Origin of the sequence: Pseudomonas algeriensis (assembly GCF_048847255.1) — a bacterium.
Classification (GTDB): Bacteria; Pseudomonadota; Gammaproteobacteria; order Pseudomonadales; family Pseudomonadaceae; genus Aquipseudomonas.
Window position 1 is genome coordinate 240,860 of record NZ_JBKKRK010000003.1, and the last position, 22,915, is coordinate 263,774.

19 protein-coding genes are annotated in these 22,915 nt (G+C 60.9%); 8 read left to right on the top strand and 11 right to left on the bottom strand.

Translation table 11 applies throughout. The features are described from left to right. Positions 1–74: 74 nt before the first annotated feature. Entirely contained in the window at positions 75–764 is a 690-nt protein-coding gene (locus ACLK1G_RS06415) for an MlaA family lipoprotein (RefSeq protein WP_420764663.1), read from the bottom strand. A gap of 201 nt (positions 765–965) precedes the next feature. Between ACLK1G_RS06415 and pcrP the strand changes: the two genes are divergently transcribed. Both pcrP and ACLK1G_RS06425 read left to right on the top strand, forming a co-directional pair. Beyond that, positions 966–1,586 (top strand): HAD superfamily inactivated hydrolase PcrP, encoded by a 621-nt coding sequence (pcrP, locus tag ACLK1G_RS06420; RefSeq protein ID WP_420764664.1) that lies wholly within the window; start codon positions 966–968, stop codon positions 1,584–1,586. Positions 1,587–1,695: 109 nt separating this feature from the next. Beyond that, positions 1,696–1,962 (top strand): DUF4404 family protein, encoded by a 267-nt coding sequence (locus ACLK1G_RS06425; protein WP_420764665.1) that lies wholly within the window; start codon positions 1,696–1,698, stop codon positions 1,960–1,962. 84 nt (positions 1,963–2,046) lie between these two features. Here ACLK1G_RS06425 and queF read toward each other — a convergent pair whose 3' ends face one another. The 5 genes from queF to ACLK1G_RS06450 form a co-directional block, all read right to left on the bottom strand. Further along, positions 2,047–2,877, bottom strand: coding sequence for an NADPH-dependent 7-cyano-7-deazaguanine reductase QueF (gene queF, locus ACLK1G_RS06430; protein ID WP_420764666.1), 831 nt, complete (start codon positions 2,875–2,877; stop codon positions 2,047–2,049). Positions 2,878–2,938: 61 nt separating this feature from the next. Further along, a complete protein-coding gene (gene copI / locus ACLK1G_RS06435; protein WP_420764667.1) occupies positions 2,939–3,460 on the bottom strand; it encodes a copper-resistant cuproprotein CopI in 522 nt (173 codons plus the stop codon). A gap of 265 nt (positions 3,461–3,725) precedes the next feature. Next, positions 3,726–4,970, bottom strand: coding sequence for a lipoprotein-releasing ABC transporter permease subunit (locus tag ACLK1G_RS06440; RefSeq protein WP_420764668.1), 1,245 nt, complete (start codon positions 4,968–4,970; stop codon positions 3,726–3,728). A gap of 63 nt (positions 4,971–5,033) precedes the next feature. Then, the gene (gene lolD / locus ACLK1G_RS06445) at positions 5,034–5,717 is read right to left on the bottom strand and encodes a lipoprotein-releasing ABC transporter ATP-binding protein LolD (RefSeq protein ID WP_162843734.1); all 684 of its coding nucleotides are present in this window, start codon (positions 5,715–5,717) and stop codon (positions 5,034–5,036) included. Between the two features lie 7 nt (positions 5,718–5,724). After that, a complete protein-coding gene (locus tag ACLK1G_RS06450) occupies positions 5,725–6,975 on the bottom strand; it encodes a lipoprotein-releasing ABC transporter permease subunit (protein WP_420764669.1) in 1,251 nt (416 codons plus the stop codon). Between the two features lie 94 nt (positions 6,976–7,069). On the opposite strand from ACLK1G_RS06450, the gene ACLK1G_RS06455 reads away from it, so the two are divergent. Beyond that, positions 7,070–7,666, top strand: a complete 597-nt coding sequence (locus tag ACLK1G_RS06455; RefSeq protein WP_420764670.1) for a PilZ domain-containing protein — start codon at positions 7,070–7,072, stop codon at positions 7,664–7,666. Then, positions 7,663–8,385 (top strand): glycerophosphodiester phosphodiesterase, encoded by a 723-nt coding sequence (locus ACLK1G_RS06460; protein WP_420764671.1) that lies wholly within the window; start codon positions 7,663–7,665, stop codon positions 8,383–8,385. Before ACLK1G_RS06455 ends, ACLK1G_RS06460 begins: the two co-directional genes overlap by 4 nt. Positions 8,386–8,427: 42 nt before the next feature. Here ACLK1G_RS06460 and sthA read toward each other — a convergent pair whose 3' ends face one another. Next, positions 8,428–9,822: a Si-specific NAD(P)(+) transhydrogenase gene (gene sthA, locus ACLK1G_RS06465; RefSeq protein WP_003183399.1), complete on the bottom strand. Its 1,395-nt coding sequence runs from the start codon at positions 9,820–9,822 to the stop codon at positions 8,428–8,430. A 198-nt stretch (positions 9,823–10,020) separates the two neighbouring features. Continuing rightward, the gene (locus ACLK1G_RS06470; protein ID WP_420764835.1) at positions 10,021–11,007 is read right to left on the bottom strand and encodes an FAD:protein FMN transferase; all 987 of its coding nucleotides are present in this window, start codon (positions 11,005–11,007) and stop codon (positions 10,021–10,023) included. Positions 11,008–11,229: 222 nt separating this feature from the next. On the opposite strand from ACLK1G_RS06470, the gene ACLK1G_RS06475 reads away from it, so the two are divergent. Beyond that, positions 11,230–12,528 (top strand): MFS transporter, encoded by a 1,299-nt coding sequence (locus tag ACLK1G_RS06475; RefSeq protein ID WP_420764672.1) that lies wholly within the window; start codon positions 11,230–11,232, stop codon positions 12,526–12,528. A 60-nt stretch (positions 12,529–12,588) separates the two neighbouring features. Here ACLK1G_RS06475 and ACLK1G_RS06480 read toward each other — a convergent pair whose 3' ends face one another. Continuing rightward, positions 12,589–14,052, bottom strand: coding sequence for a glyceraldehyde-3-phosphate dehydrogenase (locus ACLK1G_RS06480; protein WP_420764673.1), 1,464 nt, complete (start codon positions 14,050–14,052; stop codon positions 12,589–12,591). Between the two features lie 168 nt (positions 14,053–14,220). Here ACLK1G_RS06480 and mfd point away from each other — a divergent pair, with 168 nt between their 5' ends. The 3 genes from mfd to ACLK1G_RS06495 are packed head-to-tail and all read left to right on the top strand — an operon-like array spanning position 14,221 to position 20,952. After that, on the top strand, positions 14,221–17,670 hold the full coding sequence (gene mfd / locus ACLK1G_RS06485; RefSeq protein WP_420764674.1) for a transcription-repair coupling factor: 3,450 nt from the start codon (positions 14,221–14,223) through the stop codon (positions 17,668–17,670). Between the two features lie 10 nt (positions 17,671–17,680). Further along, positions 17,681–18,247: a CsiV family protein gene (locus ACLK1G_RS06490; RefSeq protein WP_420764675.1), complete on the top strand. Its 567-nt coding sequence runs from the start codon at positions 17,681–17,683 to the stop codon at positions 18,245–18,247. Between the two features lie 11 nt (positions 18,248–18,258). Continuing rightward, the gene (locus tag ACLK1G_RS06495; RefSeq protein WP_420764676.1) at positions 18,259–20,952 is read left to right on the top strand and encodes a DEAD/DEAH box helicase; all 2,694 of its coding nucleotides are present in this window, start codon (positions 18,259–18,261) and stop codon (positions 20,950–20,952) included. 66 nt (positions 20,953–21,018) lie between these two features. Here the strand turns inward: ACLK1G_RS06495 and ACLK1G_RS06500 are convergent, their stop codons facing one another. Both ACLK1G_RS06500 and nagZ read right to left on the bottom strand, forming a co-directional pair. Further along, entirely contained in the window at positions 21,019–21,759 is a 741-nt protein-coding gene (locus ACLK1G_RS06500) for an S-methyl-5'-thioinosine phosphorylase (RefSeq protein ID WP_420764677.1), read from the bottom strand. Positions 21,760–21,769: 10 nt separating this feature from the next. After that, a complete protein-coding gene (gene nagZ / locus ACLK1G_RS06505; protein ID WP_420764678.1) occupies positions 21,770–22,780 on the bottom strand; it encodes a beta-N-acetylhexosaminidase in 1,011 nt (336 codons plus the stop codon). Positions 22,781–22,915: the final 135 nt, after the last annotated feature.

The window sequence follows — 22,915 nt, forward strand, 5'->3', positions numbered from 1 at the left end:
CCAATCTGCGCTTGAACCCTACCAAAGCAAAGAAGGCGGCCATCTGGGCCGCCTCCGCAACTTACAATTGGAAATTAAAAATCATCTTCGACTTGACCATCCTTGACCTTGAATTCGCGGTTTTGCAGGAAGGCATTGCGGATGAACACATACTTGTCGCCGCTGACGAGCTTTTCCGCCGAGAGCAGGCTGGCACGGGTGTCGACGATGTTCAGGCCCCAGATCGAATTGCGGACCGAGACATTATCGATATAAGGGTAAGGGGTGGCGTAGCTGTCGACCCACTTGGCCGGCGCGTCACGCAGGGTACTCGGCCCCAGCAGCGGCAACATCAGGTACGGTCCGCTGCCCAGCCCCCAATACCCGAGGGTCTGGCCGAAATCTTCGTCGTTACGTTGCAGGCCCATCTTGGTGCCCACGTCGAAAAACCCCAGGAGACCGAACGTGGTATTGAAAATCAAACGGGCCGTGTCGACTCCCGCAGCGGCCGGTTTGGCTTGCAACAGGTCGTTGGCCAGGTTGCCCACGTCACCGATGTTGCGAAACATGTTGTGGATGCCGTCTTCGAGGAATCGCGGCGTCACGTACTGATAACCCTGGGCCAGCGGTTTGAGCGCATAGGTATCAATGGTGTCGTTGAAGGTGAAGATTGGACGGTTGATGCTTTCCCATGGATCTTCTTCCGTGGCGGCCTGGGCGGCAAACGGTACCAGCAGGATACTGGCAGATAGACACAGCTGAGCTAGACGATGGCTCCAGCGCATAGGGAAAACTCCTTGGATTATTCAGGCAAGGGCGCCGAGCCCAGGCGGTAAGGCCGCTAGTATAAGACGGAAAACGTGGATAGGCAGCACTGAAGCAAGAAGCTCGCTGTAGGAATATTCCACAACTAACTCGCATCATGGTGCTGTCACCGGACTGTCATCCGCGCTCGCTAGGCTGCTGGTTATTTCAAGGACGTTCCCATGCCGCGCGCCGAAGCACTGCCCCTCCCTGCCCCCAGCCTTACCGCCGTACTGTTTGGCCTGAGTGGATGCCTGGTGGATTTCGGGGCGCGCGTACGCCAGCCAGGCACCCAGCCATCGGATCATGCCCATCCGACCCCAGGCGCGCTGGAAAGCCTGCAACGCTTGCAGCATCTGGATATCCCCTGCGCCTGGCTCGACGACCTGCCCCCCGCCGTCAGCCATGGCCTGGCGACTTCGTTGCCTGCGTCCATCAAGGCGCCGCAACTTCCCGCAACAAATCAACCTTGGCCGGCGCCGCATGCCTGCTGGCAAGCCCTCATGGCGCTGAATGTCCAACAATTGGACGGCTGCGTGTTGGTCAGTGGCGAACCCAAGTTGTTGCAGTCCGGGCTCAACGCCGGGTTGTGGACCATTGGACTGGCGTCCTGCGGCTCATTGTGCGGGCTGTCCCCTTCCGAATGGCAAGCCCTGAGCCAGCAGGAACGGGAAATCAAACGGGCCAAGGCCACGGTGCAGCTCTTCAGCCTCGGGGTGCATTCGGTGATCGACCACCTGGGCGAACTGGACACTTGCCTGGCCGACATCAGCCTGCGCAGGCAAAAAGGCGAGAAGCCCTGAGCCGGATCATGCAGGGTGCGTGAGTGTGGATTACTCTTAAGGCAGGCCAAGGACCTTTGACGCAGCGTCGCGGTCCATGTCTGTGCCTATCAATAAAGGGAGTACGCCAATGCCTGCCAGCCGGGAATTGCAAGAACAACTCGATACCTTGCGCGAGCAATTGGAACAGGACCCGCCGCTGTCTGAGCCAGATCGCGAACATCTGCACAAGTTGATGGCAGAGATCGAATCTCAGATCGAACTGGAAAACCAGCTTCAGGACAACAACCTGGTCGACGGCGTAAACCTGGCCGTAGAGCGTTTTGAAGTGGAGCACCCAACGATCGCCGGAACACTGCGCAATATCGTCATTACCTTGGGCGGCATGGGGATCTAAACCCTTGAAACGCAGAAAGCCCTGCTATCGCCAGCAGGGCTTTTTAATGTTTACGAATTGAAATGCAATCCCACAATCAAGATGTCATTGGCGGACCAGCCGATGGTTCGGCAATTGCACCTCGTCGGTGCTGCGATACGGATTGATGTCCAGCCCACCACGCCGCACATACCGCGCATACACCGTCAGCTTCTCCGGCTTGAGCAAGCGCTGCAGGTCGAGGAAGATCCGCTCCACGCACTGCTCATGGAAATCCGAGTGCTGGCGAAAGCTGACGATGTAGGCCAACAAGCTCGCATGATCCAACGCAGCGCCGCGATACTCCACCGCTACGCTGCCCCAATCCGGCTGGCTCGTCACCGGGCAGTTGGACTTGAGCAAATGGCTGTGCAGGCTTTCCTCGACGATGCGCGAGTCATCGCAACGCAACAGTTCCGGGCGCGGGTGTTCATAGGAATCGACGCTGATGTCCAATTCGTCGATGCACGCACCGGGCAGCGCCACGATGCCTTCGTTTTCCACATCCTTGAGACTGCGGATCCGCACACCCACTGGCTTGCCGGCAGCCGCCGAAAGGTCCTGGCGCAAGGTCGCTTCCAGGCTCGCGGTGTCGGTGAATGGGGTCTGGTTCAACGAATTCAAGTAAAGCTTGAAGGATTTGGACTCGATAATGTTCGGCGAATCCGCCGCGATGGCGAACTCGCCGATGGCCACCACCGGCTTGCCGGAAGGCAACAGCCAGGACAATTCGAAACAGTTCCAGAAATCCACACCTTTGTACGGCAGGGTCTCGGCCGTCAGGCCCAGCTCCGCCCACTTCGCGGCGCGCGGAATCGGGAACAGCAATGACGGCGTGTACGTGGCGATGTATTCGCTGGATTTGCCCAGCGGCGAATGTTCGGCTGCGGGATGCATGACGGAAACCTGACTGAAGAATCAGCGGATTCTACCAGTCTTTGCCGCAGCCTTTGAGTGCTTACTGACTGACTGTCAGCTCGCCCCTCATGCCAGCCTGGTAATGGCCGGGAACATTACAGGCGAATTCCAGGCGCGTGGCCTTGCTGAAGGTCCAGGTCAGCTCGGCGGTCTTGCCCGGCTCCACCAGCACGCTGTTGGGATCATCGTGGCGCATCTTCGCCTCGCCGTGGCCCATGGCGGCATGATCCAACCCCGGCTTCATCGTGGTCGGCATCAACTGGCCGCTCTGCTGCATCTTGAGCATTTGCTTTTGGTGCTCCACGTGCGTTGCAGCGTTGCCGAGGTTGAACTCATGAAGCAGCTGGCCTTTGTTGATGAGTACGAATCGAACCGTCTCGCCGGCCTTGACGCCCAGCGCACCGGGATCGAACGTCATGTCGCCCATCACCACATCGATGCTGCGACCGGCCTTGGCCGCTGGCGCAGGCTGACCGAAATCAAAATGGCCCGGCGATGCCCACGACAGCGCACTGAGGGTCAATGCGCAAACAGCCAGGATCAAGCGTACTCCCATCAACATGTCCATACTCCAGTCAGATTCAGCGTGTGGGAAAATCCATCGTCGCAGGCCTGCCAGTCGGCTTACAACTCGATTACAACTTTGTCAGGTTGTGCCACGAACCCGCCTGCCGGACTCAATCCCGGTGGCGAGGGAGCTTGCTCCCGCTGGAGGGCGAAGCGCTCCCAAAATCCAAACGCTGCTTATCATTTCGATGAGTGAGATTTTTGGGCTGCGGCGAAGCCCAGCGGGAGCAAGCTCCCTCGCCACGTAAGCCGGTTCAGCCTCAAGAATACCGCAACGCCTGCGCCGGTTCGATCTTCGCCGCGCGCCACGCCGGGTACACGGTGGCGAGGAAGCTGAGGATGAACCCGGCAGAACAGATCAGCACCACGTCGCCACGCTGAAGCTCAGACGGCAGGTTGCTGACGAAATACACATCGGAACTGAAGATGTGCTGACCGCTGACCCGCTCCAGCCAACCCACCAACTCACTGACGTTCAACGCGGCGATCACGCCCAGCACGCCGCCAATGAGCGTGCCGACGATGCCGATCACCGTTCCCTGGACCATGAAGATCGCCATGATCTGCCGCGGCGTGGCGCCGATGGTGCGCAGGATGGCGATGTCGGCGCCTTTATCGTTCACCACCATGATCAACGTGGCGATGATGTTGAACGCCGCCACCGCGACGATCATCAGCAACAGCAAGCCAATCATGGTCTTTTCCATTTTCATGGCGCTGAACAGGCTGCCCTGGGTATGGGTCCAGTCGTCGGCCTTGTAGCCCGCACCAAGACCGGTGGCGATATCACCCGAGACTTTTGGCGCCGCGTACAAGTCCTTCACTGCCAGGCGCACGCTTTGCACCTGGTTCGGCTGCCAATGTTGCATCTGCGCGGCGTCAGCCAGGTGGATCAGCGCCATGGAGCCGTCCAGCTCGGCGCCGACCTTGAACACGCCGACCACGTTCAGCCGCTGCATCCGAGGCGTGATACCGCCAGGCGCGGTGCTGACTTCAGGCACAATCAGGGTCAGTTTATCGCCGACGTTAAGGCGGAAGCGCCGGGCAGTGATCTCGCCGATCACTACGCCAAACTCACCCGGTTTCAGGGCGTCGAGACGGCCCTGGACGATGTGCTGGGCGACGATGGAAACCTTGCCTTCCTGGGCCGGGTCCACGCCACTGATCTGGATCGGCTGCATCGAACCTTTATGGCTGAGCATGCCTTCCATCTCGGTGAACGGAACGGCCGCGATGACTTCAGGATTTTTCAATGCGGCACCGGCCACTGGCTGCCAGTCATCGATCGGGTTGACGCCAACGATGGTGGCGTGCGGGACCATGCCGAGGATGCGCGAACTCATTTCGCGCTGGAAGCCATTCATCACCGACAACACGACGATCATCGCCAGTACGCCAAGGGCGAGGCCGATCATCGATGTCATGGAAATGAACGAGACAAAACGATTGCGGCGCTTGGCGCGGGTATAGCGCGTGCCGATGAAAATCGATAACGGTCTGAACATTCGTTGGGCACCGTATGAAAATAAAAGACCCGACGCTTGCGACAAGCGCCGGGTTTCGGTCAATCAGATGGGCGTCAGGCAACCTTCCTGCAAGTGCAGGACGCGGTCCATCTGGCGGGCCAGGTTCATATCATGGGTCACCACCAGGAACGCCGTGCGCATCGAGGTGCTGAGCTCCAGCATCAAGTCCTGGATGCCCTGGGCGGTGTGGGAATCGAGGTTGCCGGTCGGCTCGTCGAGCATCACCAGGCCGGGCTTGTTGACCAGGGCGCGGGCAATCGCCACGCGCTGGCGCTCGCCACCGGACAGTTCGGCCGGCTTGTGTTCCAGGCGATGCCCCAGCCCTACCCGCTCCAACAGTGCAGTGGCGCGCTGACGGGCCTCGGGAATCGCCGTGCGACCGATCAACAGCGGCATGCAGACGTTTTCCAGGGCCGTGAACTCGGGCAGCAGATGGTGGAACTGATAGACGAAACCCAGGGAACGGTTACGCAACAGGCCACGGGCTTTCTCATTCAATGCCGAGAGTTCTTCGCCCGCCAGCCAGACACTGCCGGCGGTCGGCGTATCGAGGCCACCGAGCAGGTTCAGCAAGGTGCTTTTGCCCGAGCCGGAAGTCCCGACGATCGCCACGCGCTCGCCGGGATGCAGCTCCAGCTGCAGGCCCGACAACACCACCACCGACTCCGGGCCTTCCTCGTAGGATTTGCCCAGGTTGCGGCAGCTCAAGATTGCTTTTTCACTCATGCCCGACTCACTCATAACGTAACGCCTCCGCAGGCTGGGTGCGCGCGGCACGCCAGGCTGGATACAGGGTGGCGAGGAAACTCAGGATCAACGCGGCGCCGCAGACCATCAACACATCGTCGGCCTGCAACTGCGATGGCAGGTAGTCGATGAAGTACACGTCGGCGTTGAGAAACTTGTGCCCGATCAGGGTTTCGAGACCGGCAATCGCGGCGCTGACGTTCAGCGCGGCGAACATCCCGACGAGGGCCCCGACGAACGTGCCGATAACGCCAATGACGGTGCCCTGGACCATGAAGATGCGCATGATCTGTCCCGGCGTGGCGCCAAGAGTGCGCAGGATGGCGATGTCGCCCTTCTTGTCGTTCACCACCATCACCAGCGTGGAAATGATGTTGAACGCCGCAACGGCGACGATCAACAACAACAGCAGACCGATCATGGCTTTTTCCATGCGGATCGCCTGGTACAGGTTGCCGTGGGTGCGGGTCCAGTCGCGGGCGTAGTAACGGTCTTCGCCGAGTTGCTGGGCAATGTTCCAGGCAACACGTGGCGCCTGGAAGAGATCATCGAATTTCAACCGCAGGCCTTGGACCTGGTCCGGTTTCCAACGATGCAGGCGGGCAAGGTCCTGGAGGTTGGTGACACCCAGGTAGCCGTCGAGCTCGCCGGCGCCGACGTGGAAGATGCCTACCACGGTAAAGCGTTTCATGCGCGGGAACATGCCGCCCGGGGTGACCGTGACTTCCGGCGCGACGAAAGTCAGCTTGTCGCCGATGGCCACGCCGAGCTTGGCCGCGGCCTTGTCGCCAATCACGATGCCGAAGCTGCCGGGCGCCAGGTCGTCGAGTTTTCCCTGTTTCATGAAGTTGTCGATGATCGACACCTGCCGCTCCAGCGCCGGGTCGATGCCATTGAGCAAAACCTTGGAAACCTTGCCGTCGTTGGTCAGCAGCCCCTGCATCTGGGTGAAAGGCGCAACGGCCAGCACCTGCGGGTTCTGCTTGACCCTGGCGGCCAGGCTCGGCCAATCACTGATGGCGTCGCCGGATTCGAGTGTCGCGTGGGGCACCATGCCCAGCACGCGGGTGCGCATTTCATGATCGAAGCCATTCATCACCGACAGGACGACAATCATCACGACCACGCCTAGCGCGAGCCCGATGATGGATGTCAGGGAAATGAACGATACGAAATGATTGCGACGCTTTGCACGGGTATAACGCGTGCCGATGAATACGAAGAGAGGTCTGAACATGTCGGGGCTTGTTCGGAGGGAAAAGGAACGTCCTTGTGGCGGGGGTCACAAACCAGCTTTACACTCAGACCACCGCCGCTACCATGGGTTCGCCATGTCGACATTAGATGAAGAAGATCGCCGCGAATACTACCGTATCGAGGACATGATCGCACTGGAAATTCGGCCCCTGTCCATTCCTGAAGCTGCCAGCCAGGAAGTGTTGCAGGATGAGTCCCCATTGTTCAATCTGCTCAGCGAACTGCACCTGAGCGAATTCGAGTCACAGCATCTGCTGCGCCAGATCAGCGAGCGCGAACGCAGCATCGCCGCCTACCTGAAGGCCATGAACAAACGTATCGACTTGCTCAGCCAGGTGATCGCGGTGACCGTGCTTGGCGAAATCGGCGAACCACAGCCGGTGATCATCTCCGAAGGCGGCATTGATTTCCAATACCCCACCCCCGTTGCCGTCGGCGCGCACCTGTCGATCAAGCTGGTGCTGATGCCGCAGGCCCTGGGGCTGTTGCTCCGGGCCCGCGTCACGCATTGCGATCCCAAGGGCGATGGCTACGACGTGGGAACCGAGTTTGAACACCCGACCGACGCCCAGCGCCAATTGCTGGCCCGCTACATCCTGCAGAAGCAGGCGCAAGAACGGCGCCTGGCGCGGGAACTGAACGAATCTGGCACCCATAAGGAAGAACCGTGACCCTCATTTATGGCCACCGCGGCGCCAAGGGCGAAGCACCGGAAAATACCCTCACCGGGTTCCAGGAATGCCTCAAGCACGGCGTGCGCCGTTGCGAGCTGGACTTGCACTTGTCAATGGACGGCGAATTGATGGTGATCCACGACCCGACCCTCAAGCGCACCACCGATCGCCGGGGCAAGGTGGTCGAACACACCGCCGAAGAACTGGTGACCTACGATGCGCGCAAAGGTGGTCCAGGCTGGATCAAGCCGTGCCCGATTCCACGGCTGGAAGAGCTGTTCGAGAAATGCGATTTCGAGCACTGGCAACTTGAAGTGAAAAGCGCGTCACGCACCCGCGCCGCCGCAACCGTGCTGGGCATTCGCGAAATGGCCCAACGCTTCGGGCTGCTGGACAAGGTCACCATCACCTCCAGCTCCCGGGAGGTCCTCAAGGCGGCCTTGGACCTGACTCCGGATGTCTCACGCGGGCTGGTGGCCGAATACGCCTGGCTCGACCCGTTGAAGGTCGCCCAGAGTTATGGCTGCGAGATTCTGGCGCTGAACTGGACCCTGTGCACGCCGGAACGCCTGATCAAGGCGCAGCGCCAGGGGCTGCATGTGTCGGTGTGGACGGTCAACGAGCCCGCGCTCATGCGCAGGCTCGCCGATTTTGGCGCTGACAGCCTGATTACAGACTTTCCCGGTTTGGCCACTGCCACCCTCGAGAATTGCTGAAATCGGTCTCCCCGGCCGGCTCAGGCCACCGGCCGGAGCCGCTCAAAAAAGCCGGTTGAGCCCGTCGTACGCGGCTACCCGATAGGCTTCGGCCATGGTCGGGTAGTTGAACGTGGTGTTCACGAAGTATTTCAGCGTGTTCAGTTCGCCCGGCTGGTTCATGATCGCCTGGCCGATGTGAACGATCTCCGACGCCTGGTAGCCGAAGCAGTGCACGCCGAGCACTTCCAGCGTCTCGCGATGGAAGAGGATCTTCAGCATGCCTTGCGGCTCGCCGGCGATCTGCGCCCGCGCCATGCTCTTGAAAAAGGCCTTGCCCACTTCATAAGGCACCTTGGCCTGGGTCAGTTCCTGCTCGTTCTTGCCGATCGAGCTGATCTCCGGAATGGTGTAGATGCCGGTCGGTACGTCGTTGACGAAACGCCAGCTGCCATTGTCGACAATGCTGCCGGCAGCCGAACGCCCCTGGTCGTGGGCGGCACTGGCCAGGCTCGGCCAGCCGATCACGTCACCGGCGCCGTAGATGTTCGGCACGCAGGTGCGGTAGTTCTCGTCGACTTCGATCTGGCCACGGCTGTTGACCTTCACGCCAATGTTTTCCAGGCCCAGGGTGTCGGTGTTACCGGTACGGCCGTTGCACCAGAGCAAGGCATCGGCCTTGATCTTCTTGCCGGACTTGAGATGCAGGATCACGCCGTTGTCGACGCCTTCCACGCGGTCGTAGTCTTCGTTGTGGCGCACGGTGATGTTGTTGTTGCTGAAGTGATAGCTCAGGGCCTGGGAAATTTCCGAGTCGAGGAAGCTCAGCAACTGGCCCCGGTTGTCCACCAGTTCCACCAGCACACCCAGGCCGCTGAAGATCGAGGCGTATTCGCAACCGATCACCCCGGCACCGTAGACGATGAGCTTACGCGGGGTGTGGCCCAGGCTCAGGATGGTGTCGCTATCGTAGATACGTGCGTGGTTGAAATCGATATCAGCCGGGCGATACGGGCGCGAACCGGTGGCAATGATGATGTGCTTGGCTACCAGTTTCTCGACCACGCCATTGCCGCAGACCACTTCGACCGTCTGCTCGTCGGCGAAGCTGCCCGTGCCGAAGAACACGTCGACACGGTTACGGGCGTAGTAGCCGGTACGCGAGGCCACTTGCTTGGAGATGACCTTCTCGGCGCTCTTGAGCACGTCCGGGAAGGAGAACCAGCGAGGCTCGCCGATGGCCCGGAACATCGGATTGGTGTTGAACTGCATGATCTGCCGGACCGAGTGACGCAAGGCCTTGGACGGGATGGTACCCAAGTGGGTGCAGTTACCGCCGACCTGCCGACGACTGTCGACCATCGCCACTTTGCGCCCTGCCTTGGCCGCATTCATTGCCGCGCCTTCCCCAGCAGGGCCGGAACCCAGTACTACCACGTCGTAGTTGTAGACAGCCATGCGTACTCCTCAGAACAGGCCGCGATGCCACGCTTGGCACCGACGGCTAAATCATGCCGGCCGGCGGCATGAAGGAACAATTTGGGGCCGGTTCACGCGCCCGGCCACAGTCTATAGAAGCGTCAACGCCGCGCACATTACCCCTTGGTCGCGTCGCAGGCTAGTTTTTGCCACATCTTACCTTTCAGGTCGCTGTCATCATTGGGATTTTCCGTGACTCATCCGTTCAAACGCATCGCTTGTTCGAACGACGAAACGGTCATCTTCCCGCAATACGAAAAATACCCCGACGCCATGTTCCTGGGCATAGTCCCAACCTCGTTCAGGACCGAGAATCAGCAACAGCGTCGATAGTCCATCGGCCATCATCGCCGAAGGATGAATCACCGTGACGGACGCCAGGTTGTGTAGGACCGGCGCACCAGTACGCGCATCAAAGGTGTGGGAATAACGCTTGCCGCCCTGCTCGAAGTATTTTCGGTAATCACCTGACGTTGAAATCCCGTAGCCGTTGACCTCGATGACCCGCTCCGCCACTTGCCGGTCGTCCCGTGGTTCTTCCAGAGCGATGCGCCAGGGCGAACCATCCGGCTTGCGCCCGATAGCCTTGAGTTCACCGGTGGCTTCGGCCAGGTAGCTGTCGATGCCCAGGGCCTGAAGCCTGGCGGCGATGCGGTCGACGGCGTAACCGGCCGCGATGCTGTTGAAATCGACTTCCACCGCGGCGTCCTTGCACAGCCGGTCGCCTTCAATGCGCAAGTGTTCATGACCAACGCGCTGACGAACCTCGGCCAGGGCCTCGGCGCTTGGCACCTTTTCTTCCCGGGACTGCGGACCGAATCCCCATAGGTTCAATAAAGGCTCAACCGTCAAATCGAAGGCGCCTGCGCTTTGCGAGGAGAGTTGCTCGCCCGCTCGGATCAGCTCGAGAACTGGCTCCGGCATCACTCGGCAACTATCAGCAGGCATCGTATTGAAACGCTCGATGTCCGAGTCACTGCGATAGGTGGACAACTGTCTATCTACTTCGGCCAGGATCTTTTCCACCTCGCCCTGCACCACTTTCGGACCGGGGGTAGCGACATGCCTGACGTACTGGATGGAATAGCGGCTGCCCATGGTCGGGCCGTCGAAGCGCTCCAAGGTGTCGCCGTTGCCGCAAGCGGATAACACGCCAGCAAGCATCACACCCCCTATCCATCGTCCAGTTAACAAATCTTCATCTCCCGACAAAACCGCGCCAGCCATTATGGGCTACAGACACGCGCAAAAAACCTGTGGGAGCGAGCTTGCTCGCGGCGGGGCTCATCGAGCAATGCGCTACCTGACACACCGCTATTGCGAGCAAGCTCTCCCACAGGGGCTGCAGCGTTTTCATACAAGATTTGCCTAAGTGGGTACTTAACCATGTCTTCCAACACGAGCAACGGCAAGGCGATTTTCCGCGTCGTCAGCGGCAACTTCCTCGAGATGTTCGACTTCATGGTCTACGGCTTCTACGCCACGGCCATCGCCAAGACATTTTTCCCAACAGACAGCGCCTTTGCCTCGCTGATGCTGTCCCTGGCCACGTTCGGCGCGGGTTTCCTGATGCGTCCGCTGGGCGCGATTTTCCTCGGCGCCTACATCGACCGCCACGGCCGCCGCAAAGGCCTGATCATCACCCTGGCGATGATGGCCGCCGGCACGGTGCTGATCGCCTGCGTTCCGGGCTACGCCACATTGGGCGTGGCGGCACCGTTGCTGGTGTTGCTGGGTCGACTGCTGCAAGGCTTTTCCGCTGGCGTGGAGCTGGGCGGGGTGTCGGTGTACCTGGCGGAAATTTCCACGCCAGGGCGCAAGGGCTTTTTCGTCAGTTGGCAGTCCGCCAGCCAACAGGCCGCGGTGGTGTTCGCCGGTCTGCTGGGGGTCGGTCTCAATCATTGGCTGAGCCCCCAGGAGATGGGCGAATGGGGCTGGCGCGTGCCGTTCCTGGTCGGCTGCCTGATCGTACCGGTCATCTTCGTGATTCGCCGCTCCCTGGAGGAGACGGCTGAATTCCAGGCCAGAAAACACCGCCCTACCCTGTCAGAAATTGTCCGCTCCATCGGTCAGAACTTCGGCATCGTATTGGCAGGCATGGCGTTGGTAGTGATGACCACAGTGTCGTTCTACCTGATCACGGCTTACACACCGACCTTCGGCAAGGCCGAATTGAACCTTTCGGACCTGGACGCGCTATTAGTCACCGTGTGCATCGGCTTGTCGAACTTCTTCTGGCTGCCCGTGATGGGCGCGTTTTCCGACAGGATCGGGCGTAAACCCCTACTGCTCGGTGCGACGATCCTGGCGATCCTGACCGCGTACCCAGCACTGTCCTGGCTGGTGGCGAACCCCAGTTTCAGCCATCTGCTGATCGTCGAGTTGTGGCTATCGTTCCTGTATGGATCCTACAACGGCGCAATGGTCGTGGCCTTGACGGAAATCATGCCAGTCGAGGTGCGTACCACTGGTTTTTCCCTGGCCTATAGCCTCGCCACCGCGACCTTCGGCGGATTTACCCCAGCGGCCTGCACCTACCTGATCCACGTGCTCGGCAACAAGGCCGCACCGGGAATCTGGCTCAGCGGCGCGGCGGTGTTGGGGTTGATTGCGACCTTGGTGCTGTTCAAGGGTAACCGGCATGAGCTGCGGACCGCCCAGGCTTCTGCCGTTGGTGGCGCCTGACAAATCCCACGCAAAAAAAACGCCCCGACAAGTCGGGGCGTTTTCACAAGCAGTTAACGCTTAGCGCGGGAATGCAGGCGGATTCACATCAGCCATGTCTTCCATCACGCGAACCACCTGGCAGCTGTAACCGAACTCGTTGTCGTACCAGACGTAAAGGACAACACGGTTATCCTGGACGATGGTCGCTTCTGCGTCGACGACACCGGCGTGGCGGGAGCCAACGAAGTCGGTGGACACCACTTCCTGCGAGTTGACAAAGTCGATTTGCTTATGCAGATCGGAGTGCAGCGCCATGTAGCGCAGGTAGTCGTTCATCTCTTCGCGAGTCGCGGCTTTCTCAAGGTTCAGGTTGAGAATAGCCATCGACACGTTCGGCGTCGGCACGCGGATCGCGTTACCGGTCAGCTTGCCGGCCAGCTCAGGCAGGGCCTTGGCTGCAGCAGTGGCGGCACCGGTCTCGGTGATGACCATGTTCAGCGCGGCGCTACGACCACGGCGATCGCCCTTGTGGAAGTTGTCGATCAGGTTCTGGTCGTTGGTGTACGAGTGAACGGTTTCGACGTGACCGTTGATGATGCCGAACTTGTCGTTCACAGCCTTGAGCACCGGCACGATGGCGTTGGTGGTGCAGGACGCGGCGGACACGATCTTGTCGTCAGCGGTGATTTCGTTGTGGTTGATACCGTGAACGATGTTCTTCAGCTTGCCCTTGCCAGGCGCGGTCAGGACAACGCGGTCGATACCCGGGCACGCCAGGTGCTGGCCCAGGCCATCGGCGTCACGCCATACGCCGGTGTTGTCCACCAGCAGCGCGTCCTTGATGCCGTACTGGGTGTAATCCACCTCGGTCGGGTTCTTCGCGTAGATCACCTGGATCAGGTTGCCGTTGGCGGTGATGGTGTTGTTTTCTTCGTCGATGGTAATGGTGCCATTGAACGAACCGTGGACCGAATCGCGACGCAGCAGGCTGGCGCGCTTGGTCAGGTCGTTCTCGGCGCCTTTGCGCACGACGATGGCACGCAGGCGCAGGCCGTCGCCACCACCGGTTTTCTCGATCAGGATGCGCGCCAGCAGACGACCGATACGGCCAAAGCCGTAGAGCACGACGTCAGTGCCTTTGCGCGGCGAAGCGTTCTGTTGACCAACCACATCGGCCATCTCTTCGCGAACGAACTGCTCGGCGCTACGGCCATTGCCTTCGTTACGGAATTTGAACGCCAACTTGCCCAGGTCCACCGAAGCCGCGCCGAGCTTGAGCTCGCTCATGGCCTTGAGCAGGGGGAATGTTTCGTGGACGGAGAGTTCGCTGTCGTCGGAAGAACGGTGGCGAGCAAAGCGGTGGGCCTTGAGGATCGCGATGACAGACTGGTTGATCAGGCTGCGGCCATAGATCGAGCTCACCACATTGTTATTGCGGTAGAGCTGACCGATGAGAGGGATCATCGCTTCTGCGAGTGCTTCACGATCAATCCATTCACCAAGACACTGGTCGGGCTTCTGAGTCACGGTAACCTTCCACATGTAGGGGCTGAAAAAAGGGGCTACATTATGCCGCCGAGTCCTCTGCGGAGCAATGCGCGCCCGTCGCGCCGTGGTTTTGCGTTCTGACAGAGTAGTCCGCGACTGACAGCCGGGCACTTCCCCCGCTACAATTGTCGACTTTGTCGCAACGCTGGAGCTCAACCTTCCGTGCCCGTTCTGCGTCTTCCGCTTCTCCCTGCCGCGGCAGGTAAACAGCACTGGGGCAACCTGCCCGGTGCCGCCCTGAGCCTGGCTATCGCCGAGGCCGCCAGCGCTGCAAAGCGCTTCACCCTGTTGTTGACCGCCGACAGCCAGAGCGCCGAGCGGCTGGAACAGGAGCTGGGTTTCTTCGCCCCGGATTTGCCAGTGCTGCATTTCCCGGATTGGGAAACCCTGCCCTACGACCTTTTTTCGCCGCACCAGGACATCATTTCCCAGCGCATCGCCAGCCTCTACCGGTTGCCGGAGCTCAGTCATGGCGTTTTGGTAGTGCCGATCACCACAGCCCTACATCGCCTCGCACCGACTCAGTTCCTGCTGGGCAGCAGCCTGGTGCTGGACATCGGCCAGAAGCTTGACGTCGAGCAGATGCGCACTCGGCTTGAGGCCAGCGGCTACCGCTACGTCGATACCGTGTACGAGCACGGTGAGTTCGCGGTCCGTGGCGCCCTGATCGACCTGTTCCCGATGGGTAGCAAACTGCCGTATCGCATCGACCTGTTCGATGACGAAATCGAGACCCTGCGCACCTTCGACCCGGAAAACCAGCGCTCCATCGACAAGGTCCAGTCGATCCGCCTGCTGCCGGCCAAGGAATTCCCGCTGCAAAAAGACGCGGTCACCCGGTTCAAGGCACGTTTTCGCGAGCGTTTCGACGTGGATTTCCGCCGTTGCCCGATTTTCCAGGACCTGAGCAGCGGAATCACCCCGGCCGGCATCGAGTATTACTTGCCGTTGTTCTTTGAAGAAACCTCCACGCTGTTCGATTATCTGCCCCAGGACACCCAGGTATTTTCCCTGCCAGGCATCGAGCAGGCCGCGGAAAACTTCTGGAACGACGTGCGCAACCGCTACGAAGAACGTCGTGTCGATCCGTCTCGCCCTTTGTTGCCACCCGCCGAGCTGTTCCTGCCGGTGGAAGACTGCTTCGCCCGCCTCAAGAGTTGGCCCCGCGTGGTGGCGAGCCAGCAGGACGTGGAAACCGGCGTCGGCCGGGAACGCTTCCCCGCCAAGCCCTTGCCCGACCTGGCAATCGAAGCCAAGGCCACGCAACCGCTGGCGGCCCTGGCCGGTTTCCTCGACGGGTTCCCTGGGCGCGTGCTGTTTACCGCCGAGTCGGCGGGCCGCCGCGAAGTACTGCTGGAACTGCTTGAACGGCTGAAGCTGCGCCCGAAAACCGTCGACAGCTGGCCGGACTTCGTCGCGGGCAAGGATCGCCTGGCGATCACCATCGCACCGCTTAACGACGGCCTGGTCCTTGACGATCCTGCTTTGGCCCTGGTGGCCGAAAGCCCATTGTTCGGCCAGCGGGTCATGCAGCGTCGTCGTCGCGAGAAACGCGCCGACGCCGCCAACGACGCGGTCATCAAGAACCTCACGGAACTGCGTGAAGGCGCGCCGGTGGTACACATCGACCACGGCGTGGGCCGCTACCTAGGCCTGGCGACCCTGGAAATCGAAAACCAGGCCGCCGAATTCCTCACCCTGGAATACGCCGAGGGCGCCAAGCTCTACGTCCCCGTGGCGAACCTGCACCTGATCGCTCGCTACACCGGCAGTGACGACGCCTTGGCCCCGCTTCATCGCCTGGGTTCGGAAACCTGGCAGAAGGCCAAGCGCAAGGCCGCCGAACAAGTGCGCGACGTGGCAGCGGAATTGCTGGATATCTATGCTCGCCGGGCCGCGCGCGAGGGCTATGCGTTCGCGGACCCGAAAGCCGACTACGAAACCTTCAGCGCCGGCTTCCCCTTCGAAGAGACCGTCGACCAGCAGACCACCATCGAAGCCGTGCGCGCCGACATGCTCGCGCCCAAGCCCATGGACCGGCTGGTGTGCGGCGACGTGGGCTTCGGCAAGACCGAAGTGGCGATGCGTGCCGCGTTCATTGCCGTACACGGCGGCAAGCAGGTGGCGATCCTGGTGCCCACCACCCTGCTCGCCCAACAGCACTACAACAGTTTCCGCGACCGCTTTGCCGACTGGCCGGTGACGGTGGAAGTGATGAGCCGCTTCAAATCCGCCAAGGAAGTGAACGCCGCCGTCGCCGACCTGGCCGAGGGCAAGATCGACATCGTCATCGGCACGCACAAGCTGCTGCAGGACGACGTGAAGATCAAGAACCTGGGGCTGGTGATCATCGATGAAGAGCACCGTTTTGGCGTACGCCAGAAAGAACAGCTCAAGGCCCTGCGCAGCGAAGTCGACATCCTGACCCTGACCGCCACGCCGATCCCGCGTACGTTGAACATGGCGGTGTCGGGCATGCGCGACCTGTCGATCATCGCCACGCCGCCGGCCCGGCGCCTGTCGGTGCGCACATTCGTCATGGAGCAGAACAAGAGCACGGTCAAGGAGGCCTTGCTACGCGAGCTGCTGCGCGGCGGCCAGGTCTATTACCTGCACAACGACGTGAAGACCATCGAGAAGTGCGCCGCCGACCTGGCCGAGTTGGTGCCGGAAGCACGCATCGGCATCGGCCACGGACAAATGCGTGAGCGCGAGCTCGAACAGGTGATGAGCGACTTCTACCACAAGCGCTTCAACGTGCTGATCGCCTCGACCATCATCGAGACCGGCATCGACGTGCCAAGCGCCAACACGATTATCATCGAGCGCGCCGACAAATTCGGCCTGGCCCAGTTGCACCAATTGCGTGGCCGGGTCGGACGCAGTCACCACCAGGCCTACGCCTACCTGCTGACACCGCCGCGCCAGCAGATCACCCCGGACGCGGAAAAACGCCTGGAAGCCATTGCCAACACCCAGGACCTGGGCGCCGGCTTCGTACTGGCCACCAATGACCTTGAAATCCGTGGCGCTGGCGAGTTGCTTGGCGATGGCCAGAGCGGGCAGATCCAGGCAGTGGGTTTCACCCTGTACATGGAAATGCTTGAACGGGCGGTCAAGTCGATCCGCAAGGGCGAGCAACCGAACCTCGACCAGCCCCTCGGCGGCGGCCCGGAAATCAACCTGCGGGTGCCAGCGCTGATCCCCGAGGATTACCTGCCGGATGTTCATGCACGCCTGATCCTCTACAAACGCATCGCCTCGGCCACCGACGAGGAAGGCCTGAAGGACCTGCAAGTGGAGATGATCGACCGCTTCGGCCTGCTTCCGGAGCCGACCAAGAACCTGGTACGCACAACGCTGCTCAAGCTCAAGGCAGAGCAATTGGGCATCAAGAAAGTCGACGGCGGCCCCAACGGCGGCCGGATCGAGTTCGAGGCACAGACCCCGGTTGATCCGCTGGTCCTGATCAAGCTGATCCAGGGCCAGCCCAAACGCTACAAATTCGAAGGCGCCACGATGTTCAAGTTCATGGTGCCCATGGAACGCCCGGAAGAGCGCTTCAATACCGTAGAGGCGCTGTTCGAGCGCCTCAATCCGACCACTGCTTGAAGGACGCCCAATGCGCCTGTTTCGCTCCTTGACGTTGTTGATGACGCTGATCGCTCCCCTGGCGGTTGCCGACGACTTGTACCAGGTTGAAATGATTCTGGTCCGCCAGAATGCCGAGCCGGCCATCATCAGCCGCGCCGCGCCGGAGGACTGGGATGCCGGCGCACAACGCCTGGGCGCGGACAGCCAGCGCACGCCGGCGATGGGCAACATCGTCGAGAAGCTCAACGCCAGCGGTCAATACACCGTGCTGATGCACAAGGCCTGGCAACAGAACCTGGGCGAACAGGGCAGCAAGATTGCCGTCAGTGATGGCGCCGAGCAGTTCGGCCAGTTTCCCATCGAGGGCACCCTCGAACTGAAATTGGGCCGTTTCACTGACGTAGACGCCGACTTCTGGATCAACCAGATCGACGCCAATGGGCTGGTCACGGCCAGCGAGCGCTTGAAACAACAGAGCCATACCAAGAACGGCCAGCTGAACTTCCTCGATAACGGCCACCTTGGCTTGTTGATCAAGATCACCTCGTTGACTGCGCCTGCGCCTCGGCAGGCACCTGACGTCATTCCAGACTGATCGGCGCGCCCATGCCCTCGCCCCTGAGCAAACCGCTGGCACCTTCCTGGGTCAATCGATTCAAGGAACAAAGCCTGGAGCGTGGGCGCCGATACGCGCTGGAAAACCGCGTGAGGGTCGTCGAGGCCGGCGACAGCACCATCATCGCCAGCTGCGAAGGCTCGGGCGGCAGCGTCTACCGTCAGACCATTCGCCTCAAGGAGTCAGCCAAAGGCACATTGATCCTGCTAGACGCCGCGTGCTCCTGCCCGGTGCGCATCAATTGCAAGCATTGCGCAGCGGTGCTGCTGCAAGTTCAGGAAACCCTGGCCTACCCGGCCGCCGAAAAAGACGCGCAATTGCTGGAAAAACTCCAGGCAGTGCTGGACAACCGCAGCCCCAAGGCCCCGCCCCAAGTTCTGGTGGAAAACGTGCAGCCGGTGCCACGGCTTTGGCTGGCAAGTGTCGAGTTCAGCGCCTTCGAGCCGCGCAACGGCAAGATGCAGCGTTATATCCAGCACCGCGCCGCCTTGTCCTTCAGTTATCTGGACGAGTACGTCAGCGGCCAGCGCAACACCGACGTACTGATTCGCCAGGAAACCCAGACGCTGCGGATAAAACGCCAGATCGAAGTGGAACAGTCCTACCGCGAGCAGTTGCGAATTCTTGGATTCAAGGTTGCGACCCGACAAAGCAAGGCTCTACCGGAGAGCGCTGGCGAACTGTACGAAATGGTCAACGACAGCGCCTGGCTGACCTTTACCCTCAATGACCTGCCAAAGCTGCGCACCCAGGGTTGGGAATTGCAGATTGATGAAGACTTCGGCTTCGACCTGACGGCGGTGGATGAGTGGTACGCCACGGTCGATGAGACTCCGGAGCGTGACTGGTTCGACCTGGAGCTGGGCATCATCGTCAACGGCGAGCGACTGAGCCTGCTGCCTATCCTGTTGAACCTGATGCGCTCGCATATTGAGCTATTCAACCCGGAACGACTGGCCAGGCGCCGCGATGACGAACTTATCCTGGTTAACTTGCCGCACCGGCCCAACTCGGAATTCGGCCCTCAGCAAGTTGCCCTGCCGTACGGGCGGTTGAAGCCCGTGCTGGCGACCCTCGGCGAGTTCTACCTGCAAGAGCCCGGCACCACCAAACTGCGCCTCAACAGCGCCGATGCCCTGCGCCTGAACCCATTGCAGGACATGCCGCTGCGCTGGGAAGGTGGCGAGCACATACGCAGCCTGGCCCAACGCTTGCGGGACATCAAGGACTACACCGCCACCGCCCCGCAGGGCTTGAACGCCACGCTGCGACCCTACCAGCTCGAAGGTTTGAGCTGGATGCAATCGCTACGACAGCTGGAAGTAGGCGGGATTCTCGCGGACGACATGGGACTGGGCAAAACCCTACAGACCCTGGCGCACATTCTTAGCGAAAAAAACGCTGGGCGCCTGGACCGACCGTGCATGGTGGTGATGCCGACGAGCCTGATTCCCAACTGGCTCGACGAAGCCTCGCATTTCACTCCGCAGCTCAAAGTACTGGCGCTGTACGGTGCCGGGCGCAAGAAACATTTCGAGCGCCTGGCCGATTACGACTTGATCCTGACCACCTATGCGCTGCTTCCCAAGGATGTCGAACGCCTCAAGGCGCAGCCGCTGCATTTACTGATCCTGGATGAAGCCCAGTACATCAAGAACCCCACCAGCAAAGCCGCCCAAGCCGCCCGGGAACTCGATGCCAGGCAACGGTTGTGCCTGTCCGGTACACCACTGGAAAACCACCTTGGTGAACTCTGGTCACTGTTTCACTTCCTGCTGCCGGGCTGGCTTGGCGACGTCAAGAGCTTCAATCGCGACTACCGCGTACCGATCGAAAAGCGCGGCAGCGACGTACGATTGCAACACCTGAACGGTCGGATAAAACCATTCTTGCTGCGCCGTACCAAAGAGCAAGTGGCGACGGAGCTGCCACCCAAGACCGAAATCATCCATTGGGTGGAACTCAGCGACGCCCAGCGGGATGTCTACGAGACGATGCGCCTAGCGATGGACAAAAAGGTGCGCGACGAGATCACCCGCAAAGGCGTGGCGCGCAGCCAGATCATCATCCTGGAAGCGCTGCTCAAGCTGCGCCAGGTGTGCTGCGATTTGCGCCTGATCAGTGATGCCACCGTGCCCACCCGCGGCAGCACCTCGGGCAAGCTCGACAGCCTGATGGAAATGCTTGAGGAATTGTTCGAAGAAGGTCGGCGGGTGCTGCTGTTTTCACAGTTCACCTCCATGTTGGCGCTGATTGAAGATGAGCTGAAAAAACGCGGCGTGGACTACGCCATCCTCACCGGCCAGACCCGAGACCGGCGCACGCCAGTGAAGGAATTCCAAAGCGGCAAGCGTCAGATCTTTCTGATCAGCCTGAAGGCCGGCGGCGTGGGCCTGAACCTGACAGAAGCGGACACGGTGATTCACTACGATCCTTGGTGGAACCCCGCCACCGAAAACCAGGCGACCGACCGCGCCTATCGCATTGGCCAGGAAAAACCGGTGTTCGTGTACAAACTGATTGCCCGCGGCACGGTGGAAGAAAAGATCCAGCTGCTGCAAAAAGAAAAGTCCGACCTGGCGGCCGGCGTGCTGGATGGGCGTGTGGCTGGGGATTGGAAACTGCAGAACGAAGACATCGAGGCGCTATTTGCGCCGCTGCCGGACAAGCTGGAGAAGCGCTGAAACTCCTTGATTGTGGGAGCGAGCAGGCTCGCTCCCACAAGATCATTCTCCAATAAACCGGACTTTCTAGCCCGCCATCAACACCCGTGCCAGGGTCGACTTCACTTTACCCATTCCGTCATGCAGGGCCTGCTCGATCTCCGCCATGGTAATCACCGCAGTGGATTTGCCCGCCGCCGGGTTCACCACCAGCGCCAGGCAGGCGTAGTCCAGTTCCAGCTCACGAGCCAGCGCCGCCTCCGGCATGCCCGTCATGCCGACGATATCGCAGCCATCGCGCTCCAGGCGGGCGATTTCGGCCACGGTTTCCAGGCGCGGCCCCTGCGTGCAGGCATAGACACCGTGACTGCTATAGCCGCAGCCTTCGGCAGCCAGGGCCGCAATCAATTGCTGGCGCAGCGATTCCGTGTAGGGGTAGCTGAAATCAATGTGGGTCACCGCCTCCAGGTCATCGGCGAAATACGTATGCTGGCGACCGCTGGTGTAATCGATCAACTGGTGGGGCACGCAAAAATGACCGGTGCCCATCGCGGCGTGGATCCCGCCGACGGCGTTGACCGCCAGGACCGCCTCGGCGCCCGCCTGCTTCAGCGCCCAGAGATTGGCGCGATAGTTGACCTGATGCGGCGGGAAACGGTGGGGATGGCCATGGCGTGCCAGAAACAACACCTCACGCCCGGCGTATTCGCCGATCTGCACCTCGGCTGATGGCGCGCCGTAGGGCGTCTCCACCGCCAGGGATTGGCGAATGGTCAGGCCTTCCAGCTGGGTCAGGCCGGTGCCGCCGATAATTGCGTAAACAGTCATCGAAACATCCTTAATCAATCAGTTGAGCGGCTTTCAACGCGCCGATCGCTGTCAACCAGCGCGGATCCTGACGGTACTCGGTACTGGCGAAGGCCTGGCCGCGCATACGGGCAATCCGCGCCGACGGCGTGACCTTCAGGCGCTGGGCAGCGCTCAAGGCGAGCTCGGCGGCCGCGCGGTCGTTGCAGACCAGCCCCATGTCGCAGCCCGCGGCCAAGGCAGCCTCGATCCGACTGGCGGCATCGCCGACCACGTGGGCGCCGGCCATCGAAAGATCATCGCTGAAGATCACGCCATCAAACTGCAACTCGCCGCGCAGGACGTCTTGCAGCCAACGACGGGAGAACCCTGCCGGGCTGGCATCCACCTGGGGATAAATGACATGGGCGGGCATGACGGCCGCCAGCTTCTTGCTCAGCTTGGCAAACGGTACCAGGTCGCAGGCTCGGATCTGTTCGAGACTGCGTTCGTCAGTAGGAATGGCGACATGGGAGTCTGCCTCGGCCCAGCCATGCCCCGGAAAATGCTTGCCTGTAGCCGCCATTCCCGCGGCGTTCATGCCACGGATAAACGCACCTGCCAGCAGTGTGGCGCGCTCGGGGTCGCCTTCGAAGGCACGACTTCCTACCACCGCGCTGCGTTGGTAATCGAGGTCCAGCACGGGGGCGAAACTCAAATCGAGGCCGACCGCGAGCACTTCGGTGGCCATGATCCAGCCGCACTGCTCGGCCAAGTACTCGGCGTTCGGGTTATCGGCTATGGCCCTCATCGCCGGCAGACGCACGAAGCCTTGGCGCAGGCGTTGCACCCGGCCGCCCTCCTGGTCGACCGCCAACAACAGATCGGGGCGAATGGCCCGGATCGAGGCGCTCAGCTCGCGCACCTGGCGGGGATGCTCGATATTGCGGGCAAAAATGATCAGTCCACCCACTTCGGGCTGACGCAACAGATGGCGATCTTCAGCCGTCAGCCAGGTTCCGGCGACGTCCACCATCAACGAGCCTTGAAGGGCACCAGTCATAACAGTTCCTTTTAATAACGAGGGACGCGCGCGATGCTGCATCCGCCACGGCACCGCCAGGCTGAAGGGCCGGCAGACCGCGCGGGCGAAGAATATTGAGACGAATTCAAAAGGAGAATCGGCATGGGCGGCTAG